Source organism: Myroides sp. (genome assembly GCF_032073645.1).
In the GTDB taxonomy this organism is placed as follows: Bacteria; Bacteroidota; Bacteroidia; order Flavobacteriales; family Flavobacteriaceae; genus Flavobacterium; species Flavobacterium odoratimimum.
Map to the genome: position 1 here is coordinate 1 of NZ_DAMANB010000035.1, position 19,398 is coordinate 19,398.

12 protein-coding genes are annotated in these 19,398 nt (G+C 30.2%); 5 read left to right on the forward strand and 7 right to left on the reverse strand.

The window, feature by feature from the left end:
- The first annotated feature begins 67 nt into the window (after positions 1–67).
- From RT228_RS17330 to istB (RT228_RS17345), 4 genes are all read left to right on the forward strand, one after another.
- The gene (locus RT228_RS17330) at positions 68–2,221 is read left to right on the forward strand and encodes a helicase-related protein (protein ID WP_313139090.1); all 2,154 of its coding nucleotides are present in this window, start codon (positions 68–70) and stop codon (positions 2,219–2,221) included.
- Positions 2,221–4,155, forward strand: coding sequence for a DUF1998 domain-containing protein (drmB, locus tag RT228_RS17335; RefSeq protein ID WP_286386446.1), 1,935 nt, complete (start codon positions 2,221–2,223; stop codon positions 4,153–4,155). The genes RT228_RS17330 and drmB overlap by 1 nt, the downstream gene beginning before the upstream one ends.
- Positions 4,156–4,923: 768 nt before the next feature.
- Positions 4,924–6,477, forward strand: a complete 1,554-nt coding sequence (gene istA, locus RT228_RS17340) for an IS21 family transposase (RefSeq protein WP_313139095.1) — start codon at positions 4,924–4,926, stop codon at positions 6,475–6,477.
- 18 nt (positions 6,478–6,495) lie between these two features.
- Positions 6,496–7,224: an IS21-like element helper ATPase IstB gene (gene istB, locus RT228_RS17345; protein ID WP_253114148.1), complete on the forward strand. Its 729-nt coding sequence runs from the start codon at positions 6,496–6,498 to the stop codon at positions 7,222–7,224.
- Here istB (RT228_RS17345) and RT228_RS17350 read toward each other — a convergent pair.
- The 7 genes from RT228_RS17350 to RT228_RS17380 form a co-directional block, all read right to left on the reverse strand.
- Positions 7,190–8,545, reverse strand: a complete 1,356-nt coding sequence (locus RT228_RS17350) for a beta-carotene 15,15'-monooxygenase (RefSeq protein WP_313139098.1) — start codon at positions 8,543–8,545, stop codon at positions 7,190–7,192. The genes istB (RT228_RS17345) and RT228_RS17350 overlap by 35 nt on opposite strands.
- A 110-nt stretch (positions 8,546–8,655) precedes the next feature.
- Positions 8,656–9,387: an IS21-like element helper ATPase IstB gene (gene istB / locus RT228_RS17355; RefSeq protein ID WP_258204726.1), complete on the reverse strand. Its 732-nt coding sequence runs from the start codon at positions 9,385–9,387 to the stop codon at positions 8,656–8,658.
- Between the two features lie 12 nt (positions 9,388–9,399).
- The gene (gene istA / locus RT228_RS17360; protein ID WP_038988475.1) at positions 9,400–10,953 is read right to left on the reverse strand and encodes an IS21 family transposase; all 1,554 of its coding nucleotides are present in this window, start codon (positions 10,951–10,953) and stop codon (positions 9,400–9,402) included.
- 838 nt (positions 10,954–11,791) lie between these two features.
- Positions 11,792–14,911 (reverse strand): AAA family ATPase, encoded by a 3,120-nt coding sequence (locus tag RT228_RS17365; protein ID WP_313139100.1) that lies wholly within the window; start codon positions 14,909–14,911, stop codon positions 11,792–11,794.
- Positions 14,908–15,444: an ABC-three component system middle component 1 gene (locus RT228_RS17370; protein ID WP_313139101.1), complete on the reverse strand. Its 537-nt coding sequence runs from the start codon at positions 15,442–15,444 to the stop codon at positions 14,908–14,910. The genes RT228_RS17365 and RT228_RS17370 overlap by 4 nt, the downstream gene beginning before the upstream one ends.
- Positions 15,425–16,729 (reverse strand): ABC-three component system protein, encoded by a 1,305-nt coding sequence (locus tag RT228_RS17375; RefSeq protein ID WP_313139103.1) that lies wholly within the window; start codon positions 16,727–16,729, stop codon positions 15,425–15,427. Before RT228_RS17375 ends, RT228_RS17370 begins: the two co-directional genes overlap by 20 nt.
- Positions 16,729–17,787: a ComEC/Rec2 family competence protein gene (locus tag RT228_RS17380; protein WP_313139105.1), complete on the reverse strand. Its 1,059-nt coding sequence runs from the start codon at positions 17,785–17,787 to the stop codon at positions 16,729–16,731. Before RT228_RS17380 ends, RT228_RS17375 begins: the two co-directional genes overlap by 1 nt.
- Before the next feature lie 778 nt (positions 17,788–18,565).
- Between RT228_RS17380 and RT228_RS17385 the strand changes: the two genes are divergently transcribed.
- On the forward strand, positions 18,566–19,333 hold the full coding sequence (locus tag RT228_RS17385; RefSeq protein WP_313139107.1) for a ParA family protein: 768 nt from the start codon (positions 18,566–18,568) through the stop codon (positions 19,331–19,333).
- Positions 19,334–19,398: the final 65 nt, after the last annotated feature.

Consider the following 19,398-nt stretch of genomic DNA (forward strand, 5'->3'; position numbering starts at 1 on the left):
GGCTTAAGCCCAAAAGCTAGGAAATGGAGACTGACACAGTTTGTGTTACACTCCCTCAAATACAGCAATGTATATTCAAATGCTAATCTCAAACAAAGATTTGTTTGGAAAGAAAGGAATTGAACTGTCTGAAATTGATGAAAACTTTAAATACAATGATTTAGACTTTTTCAAAAATCACACATTCAAACCTAATTACAGACCTTTTCAATTAGCGTTTTTCTTGTTGAATCTTGAATCAATAATCAACGAAAATTCTGACGACAGAAACAACGTTGTTGATTTGCTTTGGTTTCCGACAGGTGGCGGTAAAACAGAAGCGTATTTAGCAATTACAGCATTCACGATAATTAGCAGAAGAATTTTATACGGAAAAGATTCGGACGGAGTTTCTGTGATTATGCGTTATACATTGCGTTTGCTGACTGCACAACAATTTGAACGTGCAACAAAATTGATTCTTTCGTTAGACTTTTTGAGAAGATTTTTTAAACCAAACGAAGAATACTTTTTTGGAGAAAACAAAATTTCAATTGGAATGTGGGTTGGAGCTTCTACAACACCAAATTCATATAAAGATGCTCAAACAATATTCAAAAAAACATTTGACGAAATAACAAAACTGAATAACAAAAAAGTAGGAGATTATCGTAAAGCAAATACTTTTCCAATTACAAGTTGTTCGTGGTGCGGTTGTAATTTAGTGTCGCAAAATAGTTTAGGAAAATTTGATTTGGGTTACAAAGCAACAAACAATATTTTCTCGACCAATTGCTTAAATTCAGAATGTGCTTTTAATCTAGAATTACCAATTTATTTTGTGGACGATAAAATTTATCAAAATCCACCAACATTGCTTTTCGCAACAGTTGATAAATTTGCGATGCTCTCACACAGAGAAGAAGGACATCATCTTTTCAATTCATTAGACGATAAAAAATCACCCCCTGATTTAATTATTCAAGATGAATTACACTTGTTAAGTGGTCCTTTGGGTTCAATCACAGGTTTGTATGAATCAATCGTTGAATTACTCGCTACAAAAGGAAAAAGAAAGCCAAAAATCATTACTTCAACAGCAACAACAAGAAACACCGAACAACAAGTTGCAATGCTCTATGGAAATAGAGAATTGAATGTTTTTCCACCAATGGGAGTAACTTATGATGATAATTTCTTTTCTTATGTTTCAACTGAAAGCAAACGAAAACATATTGGTTTTATGCCAACAGGAAAAACAGCTTTAAATTCGCAAATACGTATTTTAGGAAATTTGCTTTTGGCAAGAATTGAATTGTTCAAGTATTACAGAGTAAAAGAAAGTTTAACGCAAGAAGAAGCAATTAGCAGAGAAGATAATTTTTGGACGATTGTTTCATTCTACAATAGTTTACGTGATGTTGGAAAGATTTACAATAAAGTTCCTGCAGAAATTTCAGACTTCTTGAAACTCTTACACAATCGCTATCAACTGTCAAAAAAAGTGTATGGTTTTAATTATTTCGGACTTGCAGGAAGAACAAAAGAATTGACAAGTAGAATTGAAAGTAATTCTATCAAAAAGCTCTTAAACGAGTTAGAAATGCCGTTTAGTTTGGTCGCAAAAGACGGTTACGCTTTCGTTCAGAATTCGGTAGATTTAGTTTTGGCTTCAAATATGTTTTCGGTTGGTATTGACATTGAGCGACTAAATGTGATGTTAATGAACGGACAACCTAAAAATGTTGCTGAATACATTCAAGCATCTAGTCGTGTTGGACGAAAAGACAAAGGAATTGTAATCAATTTATTGGATGCTAATCGTTCAAGAGATAAATCGTATTTTGAAAATTACGTTCCGTTCAACAATGCTTATTACAAATTCGTTGAACCTTTAAGTGTTACACCATTTACCGAAATTGCATTAGACAAAGTTTTAGCAAGTTTATTGGTTTGTTTTGTCCGACACAAGCAAGGATTATATCCAGACAAACGAGCAAAAGATTTTACAGGAAATTACAAGGAACTTAAAATATTTATTTCTGAACGTATCAAAAATAAAAAACAACTTGATTATGCTTTGGAAAAATTGGAAGTTTTATCTGAAAAATGGACAACAAAAGAAGGTGATTTAACTTATAAAGTTCTGATCAAAAAAATGTCCGATTTAGATGATTGGAGTTTAATGATGTCAATGCGAGAAATAGATACTAATAGCATTGTAAAAATAATAAATAAGTAATGGGACAATTTGAGCAAATACAAACAAGAAAAGCCATTAGTTCTTATGGTGGTGTTGGTTCTATTATAGAAACAAGAGATGGTTCTATATTGATTGATAATTTTAATGAATGGCCCTTTTTCGATAAGATAAATGGAAAATTTGAAGAACATAATTTTATCTTTGATAAACGCTTCAAAAACCGTTTGAGCAGATATTTTCAACAATTGGAACACTTAGTAAAAATCCCTGTTAATGAATTAAAGCAAGGTTTTAAGCCCGAGAATCAATTCGCCTTTTTATCTGCAAAATATTTTCCCGAATGGTTTTATTGTAATAATTGTAATCGTTTTGATAGAATTGACCATTGGAAAAATAATTGGGAAAATAACGTTAATTCGGAACACAAAGAAAATTTATATCCGCCAAAATGTTATAGTTGTTATGTTCAAAACCGAGAAAAGAAAAGAAAATTCTATGATTTAGAACAAGTTCGTTTTGTTTTAACATCTCCTAATGGAGAAATTGCTGATATTCCTTGGGATAAATGGGCAATGTTTTTAAACAAGAAAAAAGACGATAAAAAAGAATCTACTGAAACTGTAAGCGAAGAAGGTATTATTACACTTGGCAATATTCAAGTTCCAGAAGATGCAATTTTTGAATATATAACTTCTGACAAGTTAGACGATTTAAAAGGTATTTGGATAATTGCAAAAAGAAAAAACGGAGAGCAATTAAACTTTACAACGCTTTCAGGTTTGTTCAATTTAAGAGTGAAAATTCAAGAATTATTACCCAATACAAAAGAAACAGATATTTTGTTTAAACCTGTTATACGTTCAAGTAATAGCGTTTATTATCCAAATATTTTGTCAAGTATTTACATTCCTGCAAATGACGAGTTAAATGAACATTCACTCAATTTAATTAGAGAAGAACACGAAGACGGAAGCAATTCACAAACAATTTCAAGAAATTTAAAACGCTACAAAAACATAGAAATTGATGCTACAATTATTCAAAAATTGATTGACAACAATTTTAGCGAACGAGAACTTGAAATTGCCAAAACTGAAAATCAATACAGATTTGATGAGTACAAATTCATTACAGAAAAAGACAGCGAAAGAGTTGAAGACAAACTCATTTTCAACAAAATTGACAATTCGTTTTTTCAAAATGATTTGATAAAGTCTATTTTCAAAATGGATAAAATAAAAATCACTTCTGTTCAAACTTCTTTTACACGACAAGAACCTCTTTCATCAAGTTTGATTTTGGAAGATGAAGATACTGAAAAAATAACAAAAGAAAGTATTGTAAAAAAGTTTACTTCAACTTTTGGAAAAACAACAAAGTACTTACCAGCAATTGAAAGTTTTGGAGAAGGAATTTTCTTTGAGTTTAACAATGAAGTTCTAAATGATTGGATTAAAAACTATTCTAAAATAAAAGAGCGAATTGAAATTCTTATCGGAAATCAAAAACATTTTGAATCCAACTTTAATGAAGATTTTGAGTTAAATCCGAAATATGTTTTAATACATACTTTTTCACATTTAATCATCAAAGAATTAGAGTATTTGTGTGGTTATCCATCAACTTCCATTCAAGAACGACTTTACATTGACGAAGAGCTTGAAATGAATGGAGTTTTGATATACACAATTGCGGGTTCAGAAGGAAGTTATGGTGGAATAACATCAATTTGTGATGACAATAAAATTGGAAAACTAATTGAATCTTCAATGATTCGCGCAATTGATTGTGCAACAGACCCAATTTGTTACCACACACACGGACAAGGTGTAGCAAACTTGAATCTTTCAGCTTGTTTCAGTTGTACATTATTACCCGAAACCTCTTGCGAAAAATTCAATTGCTATCTTGACAGACGAATATTAATAGACAAAGATTATGGGTATTTTAAAGACCTAATAAACAAACTGTGAAAAAGGCTTATACTAAACAGGACAGATAAGATAAGATAAATTATTTTTTCTTTATATCAGTATTAAAACAATTTCAATCATAGTTTATAACTTTCCGAATAAGGTGCTAACCGCAATTTAAAAAGTGAACATCCCTATTTATAAAGCATACAAATTAAAAGAGGCTAACCCTCTTTCTCCAATTATAAACTTAAATAAAAAACCTACATCCTAAATCAAGATGTAGGTTTTTACATTTAATCTCATTCCTGAAATAATTCCTGAAAACGTTCGACATCTTCAATAAAATTGTTCGATATTTGTCCCTTCGGGAGTACAAAAAAATCCTAAGTTAACGCTTAGGATTTTTTTTTTGACCATAACTAAAAAGCAGAAGAGTACTAGACGACTCTCCTACTTTTTTGAAAAAAAATATAAAACTAAAAGGGTGAAACACTTTTTGATTTTAAGTAAACCCATGTTTTACTTAAATAAGGCGTGAAGAGTACTAAGATTATAATCACTAATAAAAGTAAACTAAGTATCTCGAAATAATCCATTGCATACCTCAACTCTATTTGTGGATATTACGTTTCGATTAGTGCCAGTGATTTCGGAGTACTTGTGCCACCTATTTCGGTCAAACCGTGCCACTATTCCGTTTCGAATGGTGCCAATTTCCGGTTTGATTTGTGCCACTTAAAATAACTCGTTAAGTTATTTCGGTTCAAACCGCGCCACTTTGGAAAGTTAATTACATCTATCTTGTTGTTTATAAAACGATAAGAGATGGCTAATAAACTTGATCCAATGGACTTAAAACAAATTATTACCTTGCATTTAGATGGCTATAGCAACCGAAAAATAGCCAATACGTTGGGTATTTCCCGCAACACCATTAATACCTATATGCAATTATTTGCTGCTAGTGATTATTCATTAGAGCAATTGTTATCGTTTGAAATATCTGAATTATCAGAGCTTTTTTCAAGTTATACAACTGTTGATACACAACGTCATAATGAGCTTATGTTGTATTTTGAAACAGTTAATAAAGCTCGTAATCATCCAGGTTTTACCTTTTTATATCATTATAGTCAATACGCTGATACAGTAGTAAACCCTTATAGCTATACTCAGTTTATGGAACACTATAATCGAAAGTATAAAGAGATAAAAGGTTCTATGAAATTAGAACATAAACCTGGTAAAGAAATGTATATTGACTTTGCAGGTAAGAAGCTCTCTTATGTTGATAAAAGTACTGGTGAAATAACACCTGTAGAAGTATTTGTGGCTATTTTACCTCATAGCCAGTACACTTATGTACAAGTCTGCAAAAGCCAGAAAAAAGAAGATTTAATAATGTGTTGTGTTAATGCACTTAGTTTTTATGGAGGAGTCCCTTCAGCTATTGTATCAGACAATCTAAAATCCGCTGTATCACGTTCTAGTAAGTACGAAGCAGAAATAAATAGAAGCTTTAAAGATTTTGCTTCGCATTACGGATGTGTCATAAACCCTACTAGAGCCTACTCTCCACAAGATAAAGCTCTTGTAGAAAATGCAGTTCATCTAGTATATCAAAGAATATCTTATCCCATTAGGGAAATGACATTCTTTAGCTTAGAAGAACTAAACCAAGAGATACAAAATAGACTAACTCATTATAATCATCTTCTTTTTCAACGCAAAGAAGCAAGTCGTATAGAACTTTATCAATCTATAGAAAGACAATACCTTAAACCTTTACCAAGTAGTAATTATCAAATCAAGGATTATACAAGAGCTAAAGTTCAAAAGATAGGCTATGTATATTTTTCTCCTGATAAGAGCTACTACAGTGTCCCATATCGCTATATAGGACATCAAACCACTATTCATTACACCAATACTACGGTAGAAGTTTATTACAATCATTTGCGTATAGCATCACATAAAAGAAGTTTTGCAAAAGGAGTATATACCACTGAGAAAGAGCACTTATCTAGTACACATCAGTTTTACTCGAGTTGGAGCCCAGAATACTTTAAAAAGCAAGCTAAAACACTTGGTGAGAATGTGGTTAAGTGTGTTGAAAAAACACTGGATAATGTTGAGTATCCAGAGATAGGTTATAAACGAGTTTTAGGGATTATACAACTACATCGAGGTTACGGTTCACATAGACTTGACAAAGCTTGTGAACTTGCTTTAAAAGAGAATATAGCTACTTATCACCATATCAAAAACATCCTTAAAAACAAGATGGATCTAAACCAAGAAACTATACAAGAACTCAATGCCGATACTCCTCACATCCCTTCGCATAATAACATCAGAGGAGCTTCTTCTTATCAATAAACATTAATAATCAATTATATGGATAACAATCAAACAATCGAAAAACTAAAAGCTATGCGATTAAACGATATGGCGACACTGCACAGCAGACACCTAAAGGACAATACTACAACATCCTTTACTATAGATGAATACATTGCATTATTAACTGATCACGAATATGAAAACAGACAGAATAGAAAAGTAGAAAGACTAATCAAACAAGCTAATTTTAGGCAAAATGCTAGTATAGCCGATATCAACTACACCCATCATAGAGACTTAGATAAGAATATGTTTAGTCGATTAGCAACATTAGATTTTATGCTTAAAAAACAGAACATTATTATAACTGGAGCCAGTGGTGTTGGTAAGAGTTATTTAGCACAAGCACTAGGATATCAAGCTTGTTTAATGGAACATAAAGTACTGTATTTTAATACAGCTAATCTTTTTAACTTACTTAAATCAAGTAAAATAGATGGTACTTACCAAAGGGAAATGAAGAGAGTACTCAAATGTGACTTACTTATTCTTGATGATTTTGGATTACAACCCTTTGATAATCTTATTAGAGAAGTACTCTTTGATATCGTTGATCAAAGATATAATCGAGCATCAATCATTTTATCTTCTCAAATACCAGTATCTGCATGGTATCCTCTAATTGGAGAAAACACTATAGCCGACGCAGTTTTAGATCGTATCGTAAACTCTTCTCATAGAATTGAACTTAACGGTGATTCCATGAGAAAGACAAACTTTTAAAGTTTGATGTAACTTTTTTTGTATTATTGTAAGACTTTTCAAAGTGGCACCATTTGACCGAAATGAGTGGCACGGTCTGACCGAAATACCCAATTTGTTTGCTAAGATCAGATAACATTATCTTTTCACTTGCTTTCTCAGCTATAGAACTGGGCATACCTCTACTTTTTAACTTCATAGTATTCTGAGTAAGCTTAGTCTCTAGTATAGGATTAGCTATATTTAAATAATCTGAGAAACGACTTAAATGACGATTAGAACTGTACAAACTATAATAATTCATAATCGCTATACTACATGTATAACCAAAGTAGCGTACACCTAAACATACAGCTGCTGCAGAAGCACTAAGTGATACAGGTACTGAAGTAACACAATAAACTATAATAGGCACCATTAACACTCCTACTCCTAAACCTTGACAAAACAAAAGAAGATAATAATCATCTGGATTAGCACTAGGGGCAAACTGCATATACATCCCCACGTGAAACAAAAACAGCGCAATAAATCCTAGACTCCATATAAAGCGCATAGGGCGACGATTAATCAACCAAACACATGCAAGTATCACTCCTGTCACAAGTCCTATTAGATTAAAGCTATTTAGATAAGAAAGGTGTCTCGGGTCTAAATGAAGTGAGTTAATAAAATGTGTATTTGTAATCCCTGATGCAAAACGACAGATATAAAGAATAAACAATAAGAATAACCCTATCTTAAAGTTGCGGTACTTCCATACATGCCAATTAATATAAGGTCTCTTCAGATGCTTTTGTCTCCATACAAAGAAGAATAAGGTAATCAAGATCGTCAATCCTATTAAACGAATATCGCGATCAGCAAACCAATAATACTGTTGCCCATAAATAGTAAGATATCCGAACAGTACTACCACTACAGCAAATAACACAAAGCTCTCCCAATCTAAGCTATACAATGGCAACTTACGCTGGAGACGTACAAAGCGCATAGTCAGCATAATTAATATTAACCCTGGTATAAAAGAAAAAGAAGCTATCTTATACAAAAAGGAATAATCGTACTGATCAACTAAATCTGAAGTAATTAATTGATTAAAGGGTGTTGCACAAATCAAAATACCGTAGAAGCACGAGAAGCTAATCTCCCTAGCTTTAGAACTATCTAAACGGACATATAATGTAGAAATAGATAGATTAACTGTACTAGCAAATAACATTCCTTGTAAAAAGCGAACAGGAAAAACAATGCATAGCGCTTGTACATTATACAGTACTATACAGCCTACTATCTGTAATACATTAAATAGAATAAAGTATTCTTTAGTTGAATATTCCACTGAAAGTGAACAGCCTATTCCGGTGTGAAAGTGAACAGTGTATTCCAGTGTGAAAGTGGACAGTTCTTCGCCTTGTTTTTTAGTAGTATAAATATAGCTAAAAAGAGTTATTATTTTTTGATTATTTTTCTGAGAGATTCTCCTTCTAATTCAAAGCGAATAGCAGAGTGAATTATTCTATCTAAAAACGCATCTGCAATTGTTTTTTCTGAAAATAAATCATGCCATGCTTTTACAGGTAATTGTGAGCAAAAGATAGTTGTTTTATGATGATTACGATCCTCAATAATATCCATTAGTATAAGTTGCTTATCACCAGTAATGGGTTGTAATCCAAAATCATCTAAAATAAGTACATCAGTGACGCTTAATTTTAGCAATTCTTTTAAATAACTACCATCAGCTTTAGTCATAGCCAAACGATGTAATAATTTACCTAAATTGTAGTATTTTACTTTATAACCAGCTACACAGCTTTGGAAGCCTAGTGCAGTAGCTAAGTAGCTTTTCCCTGTTCCAGTACAACCAGTAATAATGATATTTTGATTTCGATCAATAAAACTACAATCAGATAATCTTATAAAAGTATTTTTATCTAAGTTTCTCTCAGCAGTAAACTTTACCTCTTGTAAACTAGCTTGATAGTGGAATCTAGCATTTTTTATAAGCCGCTGAGTCTTATCATTATTTCTTTGGTTATCTTCTGCCTCAACTAACCAGGCTATAAACTCGTCATTGGTAAAAGAGTCTATAGCTTTAGTTTCTAAGGATGATTCATAGGCTCTTTTCATACCATTAAGCCTAAGTTTTTGCATTTTTTCAATTGTTGCATTAACATTCATAAACATAAAGATTTAGTTAAAATAATTATTCCCTCTGATATTCTCATGTTGGGGTATAGCTTGTAAGTTTTGTTCTAATTCCTGTTGATCTAATCCGTTTTTTAAAATATTTTCAATAGCCTTATAGCTTATATGTTCATAAGCTAACGCTCGTTTACAAGCTAAGTTTAGTCTAGAATTTCCTACTTTACTAGCAAAGGACAAAACAGCTATACATGATTTAAAGCTCTGTTCTACAAAGGTTTGTTTGTGCAGTATTTTCCCAATAAAAGCTTTTGTTTCAGGGCCTATTTTATTGGCCCAACTAATAAAATACTCTTCACTCCAACCTGCATTATATTGACTTTTTGGCGGTAAATGCTCCTTTAAGGTTGAGTATCCACTAGTTCTCCTATTACGAGGATGAACAGCAATGCGTTGATAGTTATGATAGATTTCAACAATATTTTGATCTACAATAAGAGTTACTTTCTTTCCTAAGTACTGATATGGAACACTGTAGTGGTGTTTGTCCTCTCTAAAATCAACGTGATAGTTTTTTAATACAGTAGCTGTTTTATAAGTTTTAATTGGATATAAATCGATTGGTAAAGCTTTAAGAGCTTGTTTTTCAAAATCCAAGAACATCTCTGTTCGGCTGCTTTGTTTCTTCTGAAAAGGATAGTCATTGTAAGGCTTTAAAAGTTTTTTAATAGCTGTGTTTAGCTGATTTATACTGAAAAATATCTGACCATGTAGTTTGGTGTAGATTCGGCTATAGGTAATATTAACTGCCATTTCCACTGGAGATTTGTCCTTAGGTTTTCTAACCCTAGCAGGCATTATAGTGGTATCATAATGCATGGCAAATTTTAATAGTTGCTGATTTAATTCCGGTTCAATACGGTGTGGTTTAATTACTGCTGACTTTAGGTTATCTGGTACAATACAATTAGGTACACCACCAAAATAGTGTAATGCATTTTCAATACTTTTTATAAAATCAGGGGCTTTTTGACTTGCACAAGCCTCTACATAAGTATATTGACTAGCGCCTAGAGTGGCTACAAAAACTTCTACTTTACTAATATTTCCTGTTTGTGGGCATACAATTTCTAATTTTTTGCCAGCATAGTCAATGAATAGCTTTTCACCTGCTTTATGCTCAATAGGTACATAACCTTTTCCTTGAGCACACCAATTACTATAAGCCTCACAAAACCTACTATATTGGACCCCTTCAGGGTATTTCTCTTTGTATTGCTCCCATAGTATTAACCTTGTAAAACCTACTTGTGGTAACATTCTATCTACATAGGGAAAATACTCTAGTAGATCTGTAGTAACCTTATCGTTTTTGATTTCTGTCAGCAGATTAGGAGTATGGAATAAATCTGCTAAATCTTTTTCACTTAATTTGTCTAATTCACCAAAACTAAGCCCTGATTTACAGATATTATCTACATATTTAATCAATGTAGTTCTTGAAATTCCTAAACTAGATGCGATTCTAGAATTAGAAATTTCTTTGATTTTCATCTTAATGATACTTTTTATCATGGTCGTTGAGATAGGTTTATTAGCCATAACTTTGTGATTTTTAATCACAATTTACACTAAAAAACTAAGCTCAGAACTGTTCAGTTTGCACCGGAATCATCTGTTCAGTTTGCACCGGAATCACCTGTTCAGTTTAGACCGGAATCACCTGTTCAGTTTAGACCGGAATTACCTGTTCAGTTTAGACCGGAATACCCATTTATCGACCATAACTTAAAAAGTGTCTATAAAGGCTCTGATTTAAGTAAAGAGTTATCTGCTAATACACTGAATCAAAAATGGAGTAGTATAGAAGATTATCCTCGTTCAATTTTAATACCTTCTCAACAGGCTAATACTAATGAATCAGACGAGTTACATCCAATGTTTGAGCATTTATATTCTGATACTACCAATTTTAATAATGATGAGTTTTTATCATTGTTTAATCTTTTAAACAATAACCAAGAGATAGATTATGAAGAGTTGAGTTTTGAGAAAAGGATCAAAAGAAGAAAAAAAAGATCTTTCTGAGACAGCGCACCTAATTAGATATTCATATTATGAGCACTTTTAAAACAAATAACTATCTAAGTCAAATATAAAAGCCTGTAAACTCATTAAATTTACAGGCTTTTGTTTTGTTTTGAAACCTTTATAAGGTAATTATTCTAATTATGTTGTGGAGAAAGAGGGTTAGCCTCTTTTACTTCGTATGCTTTATAAATAGGGATGTTCACTTTTTTGAATTGTCGTAAGCACCTTATTACGAAAGTTTTTAACTATGATTAGAATATTTCAAATTATTACTGTAAAAATAAACAATAAATTTAATAATGCCTATAACTATATAAATATTAGGTGAATAAAAAACTGCTAGTTCTTTCTAAACAGGTTTTAATTTTCCAAAAGTCTCAAACTCTATAAACGTTGATTTAAAAAGTTCATCAGGTATTTTTTTCTTCAATAGGAGATGAAAGTTCTCTTCATGAGTCGACACTATTAATTGTTTATCTAGAGACAAAGTAATACCTCTAAACAAATCTATAAATGATAAAATATTTATACTATCCATCGATTGAATAGGGTCATCAATAAAAATGCAATCTACAGAATTACCTTTATCATCTGTTGTTTTTAAAGCTCTTGCCAAGAATATACTCAAGCTAAGAATATTCACCTGTGCAGTACTGAAATATAATGAGGGGATACTTTTTATGCCTTTACTATCTTTCGTATAGATTTGTAATCGAGGTTTATTTTCTCCAAAATCACACTCAAATTCAATAGACTTATAATCTGGATGAGGATCTATTTTTCTATAAATAGCATTAATTAAAGGTGTATAGAAATAGGCTTCAATCGTACCTTTCAGGTAGAATTTTAGATTTTCTTTTTCTTCATTCAAAACTTCTTCAGAACTACCTAAATTTTGTAAGCTAATAGTTATTTCTTTAATTTCATCCTTTATCTTTTTAGATTCAGTTGCCTTGATACAAGCATCATTTAAGATTCGAACTATTTTGTATTTTTCAATTTTCGTTTCAGTTTGATTCTCTATTTGCTTCTGTCTGCTTACTAAATCTATAAATGCTTTTTCGATTTGAGATTTCTCTTTATCCCTTAGGATTATATTAAAATCTGATTGAATATAATTTTCGTAACTTTCATAAATCCTCAATATTGAACTTTTAGCATCATTTACTTGGTGATTTTTTTTGATGTATTCATCCTTACCTAAAGTGTGATTAGATAGTTGTAATTGTAACTCTTCTAAATATTTATTTATACTTGTTTTTTTGTTTATTAAATTGTTTAGAGTCTTGTGAATATTAGATATGCGATCTAATAATATTGATTTCTCAATATTATTAGAGTTCAATTCCTCAATAAAATACTCTCGAACTACCTTATACTCATTTGAATATTGATGTTTTAAAAGGTTTTGTTCAGAAATTTCTATTTTTTCTTTAGTTGATTTAATTAAAGCTTCTTTCTCTAATAATGTTTCATCATTTTTTTTCATTTTACCAGATACCTCTAATATTTGGTTGTCTGTTTTTAATATATCATTTTGTATTATTACTAATAATTCTTCAAATGTCTTGGAATCTCCTAATAATAAAATAATGTCGCTTAAGATCGATTGGTAATTATTCAATTTCTCAGAATTAATCTTTCTCTCTAAACTTAATTTATCTATTACATTTTTTACATTTCTATAATCCGATAAATAAGGCTGTTTGATTGAAGAAAAAAGCTTTTCGATGTTTTCTTTATCAATAGAAAGCTGTAATACTAACTTACTTATTTTTGACTCTGTCTCAACCTTTTTTTCTAGGTATATTTTCAACTGACTATTTAGCAACTTATTAGATAAGATATTCTCAGATAGTTTTTCAAATGTGTCATAATTGTGATTACATAAAGGACAATCTGAACTTTGCGATTTGTTTACCAATTCTAGTCCTGATTTAATAAAATCATTTAGCTCTTTATGTAACTGGTTTTGATTATCTATTTTAAATTGAATTTCTTGAATATCCTTTTTTAAATGCTCTAGATTTTGTTTCTCGTTTATGTAATGAGTAACTAACATCTTATGTTCGCCAAATAATTTAAATTCCAACAAAAGTTCAATATCATCGTTGATCTTATGTTCGTAATAGCCAAATTCGTCTAAAATTATCTTTAAATCATTGTATTTCTTCTCTTCTATATTAATTGATGTTGATAAATCATTGATAGTTTTTTGTAAATCAACAATAATCTTAGAAGTTGACTCTAACTGTTTTTGTTGAATAGGTATATTATTTAGTTTAGAACGATTATTCTCAAGAGAACTCTTTAATTCATTAAATTTTATAATTGCTTCATTTTTATTCTTTTCAGTATTAAGTTTCTCACGTTCAATGCGAAGTAGTTCATCTTTAAAATCTGTAATATTCTTCTGTAAACTATCTATCTCTTTTTGTATATTAAGAAATGTTTCAAACTGATTTTCAATATTAAGAGCTTTAGCCAATTTATTTTGCTGAATTTTTAAATTTGCATCAATAACACTGGCTTCACTATTCATCTTTTCTTGTTCCTCAAACCATTTTATTATCTTATTTAATTCTTGAATTTGCTTATCTAAATTTAAAATTTTACTTCTATTTTCAAAGTAAGATAAAACTCCACCATTTAATTTACTATCTTCAGATTTATCCCCATCTCTCGCTAATATTATTGTATTGATACGTAATTTAACCTTAGTTAATTCTTCTTCCAGAGATAACAATCGAACATCAATATTCCTAGATATATTATCATAAGAAGTTTGATTGAATGTATTTTGATCAATAAGATTTATGTTTTCATCTTCTTTGTTAAGCGAAGCAATTATAGTATTAATTTCATCAAACTTTTTAAATTCTTGTTCAAAATCAATTTCAGTTTGGTATTTGGCTTCTTCTTTACTTTTCTTATCAACTAAATTTTTTCTTTCATCTTTTATATATTCTAATAGACGGATTATCTTCTTATATGCTGAATCATATTTTTTTAAATTCTCGTCAATTTCTAAGAAGGCTTCATAACGTTTATCAGCTTTTTCCTCCTTAAGAAAAGCATCAATTAAATCTTGTGATAAAAATTGTTTTTGAAAATATTCATTTTCAGCTATTGCTTTATAATCATATTTTTTACGTTTATTAATGACATTTTCGAAAGGTTTTAAATTGGTTTCTACTAAAACTTGACCAGATTTAGACGCTTTATTTAATAATAAAGGAGCCACATTTTCTTTTCGTATTCTTTCAAAATCAACCATCCTATCGAAACGTTGAATTTTATGAGTAATTCCCCATTCAACAGCATCATAGAAAGATGTTTTACCAAAACCATTTGGGGCATATATGGAAGCGAAATTCATTATTTCATTACCTTTTGTAAAATCAAAAGTAGCATCTTCTTCTTTTTCGAATGCTCTGAAACCAGTAATTTTTACACTCTTAATTTTCATAATGTATTTATTTTTTTTACGAATGCTTCTTGAGCTTTCCTGTCACCAATAAGTTTTTCTTCATCTAATAATAATTTCCACAGATTTCCATTTTTAGGAATGTATTCTGAGATAGCAACCTCTAGAGTTTCTTCAACGATTTCTTTTAAATCTGCATTGGTAATATGTTTTATTATTAAACGATTTGCCTCATCATCATTAAATACATTGTTGTAAGAATCTTCAACAATCTTTCTACTTGAAAATTTATCATTCTCAATTTTGTTCTGTAGCTCTTTAGAGACTTTGTCTTTTGACATGTAAACGATATAGAAATTCCATCGATCAAACTCTTTATTCGACATATATTCTGAAGTTTGATAATTGGCAGCAACTATATTTGAAAATCGTTTCCAATTCTTATCTATTATATCACTGTTAGCTTTCAGAAAGAATACATTTATTCTGAAGTCATCCTCATTTCTATAGTGATAGATTTTGCAATTTTCAATTTCAAAATCTGGGTTACTTATTTCAATTGTTAAAAAATTCATATACAAGACGCTTTATTTCCGTTAAAATATCTTCAAATTGTTGTATTGAGAATTGGTTCAAAGTATTTTCATTTGAATTAATACAGTCAAACTCAATCGCTTTTAGGTGTATTATTTCCTTTATTTTAGAGCTTGTTTGAACCCTGTCAATAGTTTCTATATCTATTACATTACTTACGTCAAGATTGACTTCACTAGCTAGCATTCTTCTTCTATTAGGAGAGTTTGGAATTTGATTAGTTGCTAACAAAACTTGACAATTATCACTGATGTTTTCAGAAGCAAATAATAGCACCTCGCTATACAAATCATAGATATCTTTAGAAGAGTCAGAGAATATAAATTTCTTAGTTAAGTTCATTTTAGACAATACATCTTCATCTACTCCATCTACTTCGAGAAGACTAATTATTAAGGCATATTCAAGAAATGAAGTCCAAAAACGCTTACTTTTTATTCCTGTTACCGAAGTTGATAACTTTTTTACATAATTACTTGAATAAATACTATTCAATGCGCATCTAACTTGTTCAAACTGTTTTCTAATTGCAATTTGTAATTTAGGTTTTAATGCAGGTAGAGTTTCATTATAACCAATTATTGAATTTATCAGGAGTTCAATATTTGATAAATAACTAGGTACTAATTTTGATAAATCATAAACATCAACTATCTCTTCAAATCTTTTTATTGGTACAACTTGTATTTCTCCATGACAATCACCTATTGGTGTTTTACTTTGAATTCCTACAAGTAATAAACTATCTCCATTAGTTTTAATGATTCCACCTCCAGAGAATCCCGTAATTTGACTATGATCTAAATGATCAATAAAAAGCCTTAACGATATCAAATCCGTATTAGAACTTATTAAAGTATTAATAACTTGTCTATCGTACTTATCATTCGCTAAACGTTTAATTGCAGGATATCCTGTTAAACTAAAACCATCAAAGCCAGTTGCTCTCTCATCAACAAAAATTTGATTAAAGCCTAAATTTTCTTTTAATACTAATATTGCCGCATCAGCTACATCATGTTCAAAATAATTTTCATCTTTTTTAATTTCAAATTCTATAGAAGTACTTTGATCATTAGAATAACTAAAGTTAATTTTCTCAATCAATTCTTCACCAATCTTTTGACCTCTTCCATCTTTTACATCCTTATATAAAACATGTTTAGCAGTAAGTATATAAGTTATTGTTTCATCCAAAGGTTGAAATAATATTCCACTACCACCGCCTAAAATAACTGTATATCTTTTTAAATCATTTTCGTCCATTAATAAGTAAATTCATTAGTTACTTTAGTTTTAAATATTAAGAAGTCATTCCAATCTTCTTTTAAGAAAACTCTATCAGTTAAATCGTAATTAAAGTGTATTACAGTATTTGTATTATTATTGATAATTCTAGCTATTGTTCTTTTATTTGGTAGTCCATGTTTTGTTGCATTTGAACTTATTAGGTAATTATCGGTTTTTACAATTTCCAAAAGTTCTTTGTTAGTATTATACATACTTCCGTGATGTGATACTTTCATAAATTCAACATTTAAAGGATTTTCCTTATTGTAGCCGAAAATATTCAGTCCTTCGATTATTACAGAAGGATGGGCATCAGCTAAGAAAATGTAATTTTTGTCTTCGTATTCCATTATAAAAGCGATAGAACTTCCATTTGCAACACTTGTATCTTCTTTGAATTGAAAATTGGGCTGATTTTCTTCTTCAATAAAATCTTTTAAAGATGTTTGGAAATCAAATTCATCACCACTAGTAAAATAATCCTTTTGTTTCTCATATAATTTTAACAGCTTATCTAGTTTCTCGTTGTTTGGTGATAAAATTTTAAATTTCAAACCAAATAAATCATACTCTGAACCTTGCTCAATAATTTCACCCTCCCATAAATTATTATCTCTAAGATATTTTTCAAACTTAATTCCTTGTTTGGGACTTGTGTGAAAATCGTCTGCTCCGTCAACTATTTCAATATCTAAATCTTCACTTTCATCACTTTCAAACTTCTTAGCTATTTCTTTTCCTGAGTTAAACCAAACTTTTTTAATAAGTTTAGATGCTTCTTTGTCTTTATTTAGCCATCGCAAAATTCCGCCAATATGATCATCATCAAAATGGGTTAAAATAAGAAGGTCTATGAATTGTCTGTCTACTCGAATCTTTTCAATTATTTTATACAGATCACCCTTTACGTTTGATTTATTTTTGTAAGTGTTCCCAACACCTCCGTCAATAAGAATATTTTTCGGTATATCCTTTTCAAGAAAAGAAATCCATATTGAATCTCCATTAAAAGCTTTTAGAAAACTTATTTTCATTATAAAATTAAATTTTATTTATTGTACCTTATTAAAAAGGTAAATTAGACAAATATATCAGAATAAACATTATTGATGTTACGGAAATCCGTAAACTCCTCATTTTTTTGAGTCTATCTACTATTTCAACCAAAAACAACGACTTCGGAGTAGTTTTCCTGCCCTCTGCAAGAGCAAGTCGTTTTGAAAGCTCGAATCTCAATTTCGAGTGCCTCAAAACATAACTTGCTGTTACTTTTCGGTAACTAAATCTATCAATTTTACAAAGTAAAATATATAGTGATTTCACATTAGTAAATCACCCACTATTTGACACTAAAGTGCCAAGTACAACCATAAAATTCCATTTAAAGTTTTCAATCTGTATATATACTTTCTTTGTCGTAAGATAGTAAAGTAAGTTTTGCAATTGTCTTTTAAATAGCGCTTTAAAGCTTTTTTAAAATGATTTTTCAGTAAAAAATTAAAAGAGTAAAGTTTGAAAACGATAAAACATTTTTTACAGTTTATGCTTTTTAAAAGAACCTGTTTACAAGGTTGTAAAAAAACGAAGAAGCTAAAGCTTAAAGTAAAAATTGTTTTTGTAAAGTAAGAGGTATCATTTTGAATAAGCTCAGTTAATTGATAAATATTGCTTATTTAAAACAAGGTTTACAATATTACTGTAACGAAACAGTGAATCAAGTATTACTTAGTAAAAACAAAACGCTATGTTTTAAACGATCTAAAACTTACAACTATCCATAATGTAAAACCTAAACCATTAAAAATGTACAATATGGAAACAGTAAAACAACCTTTAAAAATTAGCTTTTATACTCAAAAAGGCGGAGTGGGTAAATCAACCTTAACCATTCTCTTAGCAAGTCTCTTGCATTATAGGCTAGGTTATAATGTTCTTGTTATGGATTGTGATTTTCCTCAGAACAGTTTAGTTAATATGAGAGAGCGTGATAAAGATAGTATCATGCAAAATGAATATTACAAACAAATTGCTATTAGGCAGTTTCAAACATTAAAAAGAAAAGCTTACTTGATTGTCAAGTGCAAGGTTGAAGATGCCTTAGAAGTTGCTGAGACTACTATGCAAGAATTAGATCAAACTTTTGATGTGGTATTTTTTGATTTACCAGGAACAGCTAACACTAAAGGAGTATTATCCACCTTAAATCAAATGAATTACATCTTTAGTCCAATTATCGCAGATCGATTAGTTGTAGAGAGCACGTTAGGTTTTACTAAAGCTTTTGCGGAATTACCAAAAAGTAAAGAGAACTCCATTAAACAACAGCTCTGGCTTTTTTGGAATCAAGTGGATGGAAGAGAAAAAACGGAGCTATATAATAACTATGAGGCTGTGATTAAACAATTGAAACTTCCTATTATGAAGGCGAGGATCAAAGACAGCAAACGCTTTAGAAAAGAAACAGAAGCTACAGGCAGATATGTATTTAGATCAAGTTTACTTCCTGCGGATACCAGTCTTATGAAGGCTACTAATTTATCGGAGTTTGCAAGTGAGTTTTTACGTATTACTAATCTTTAATCCTAATATATAATGAAAGAGCAAAACACATCAAAAAAGGGGACTCAAAATGAATTACTCGATGA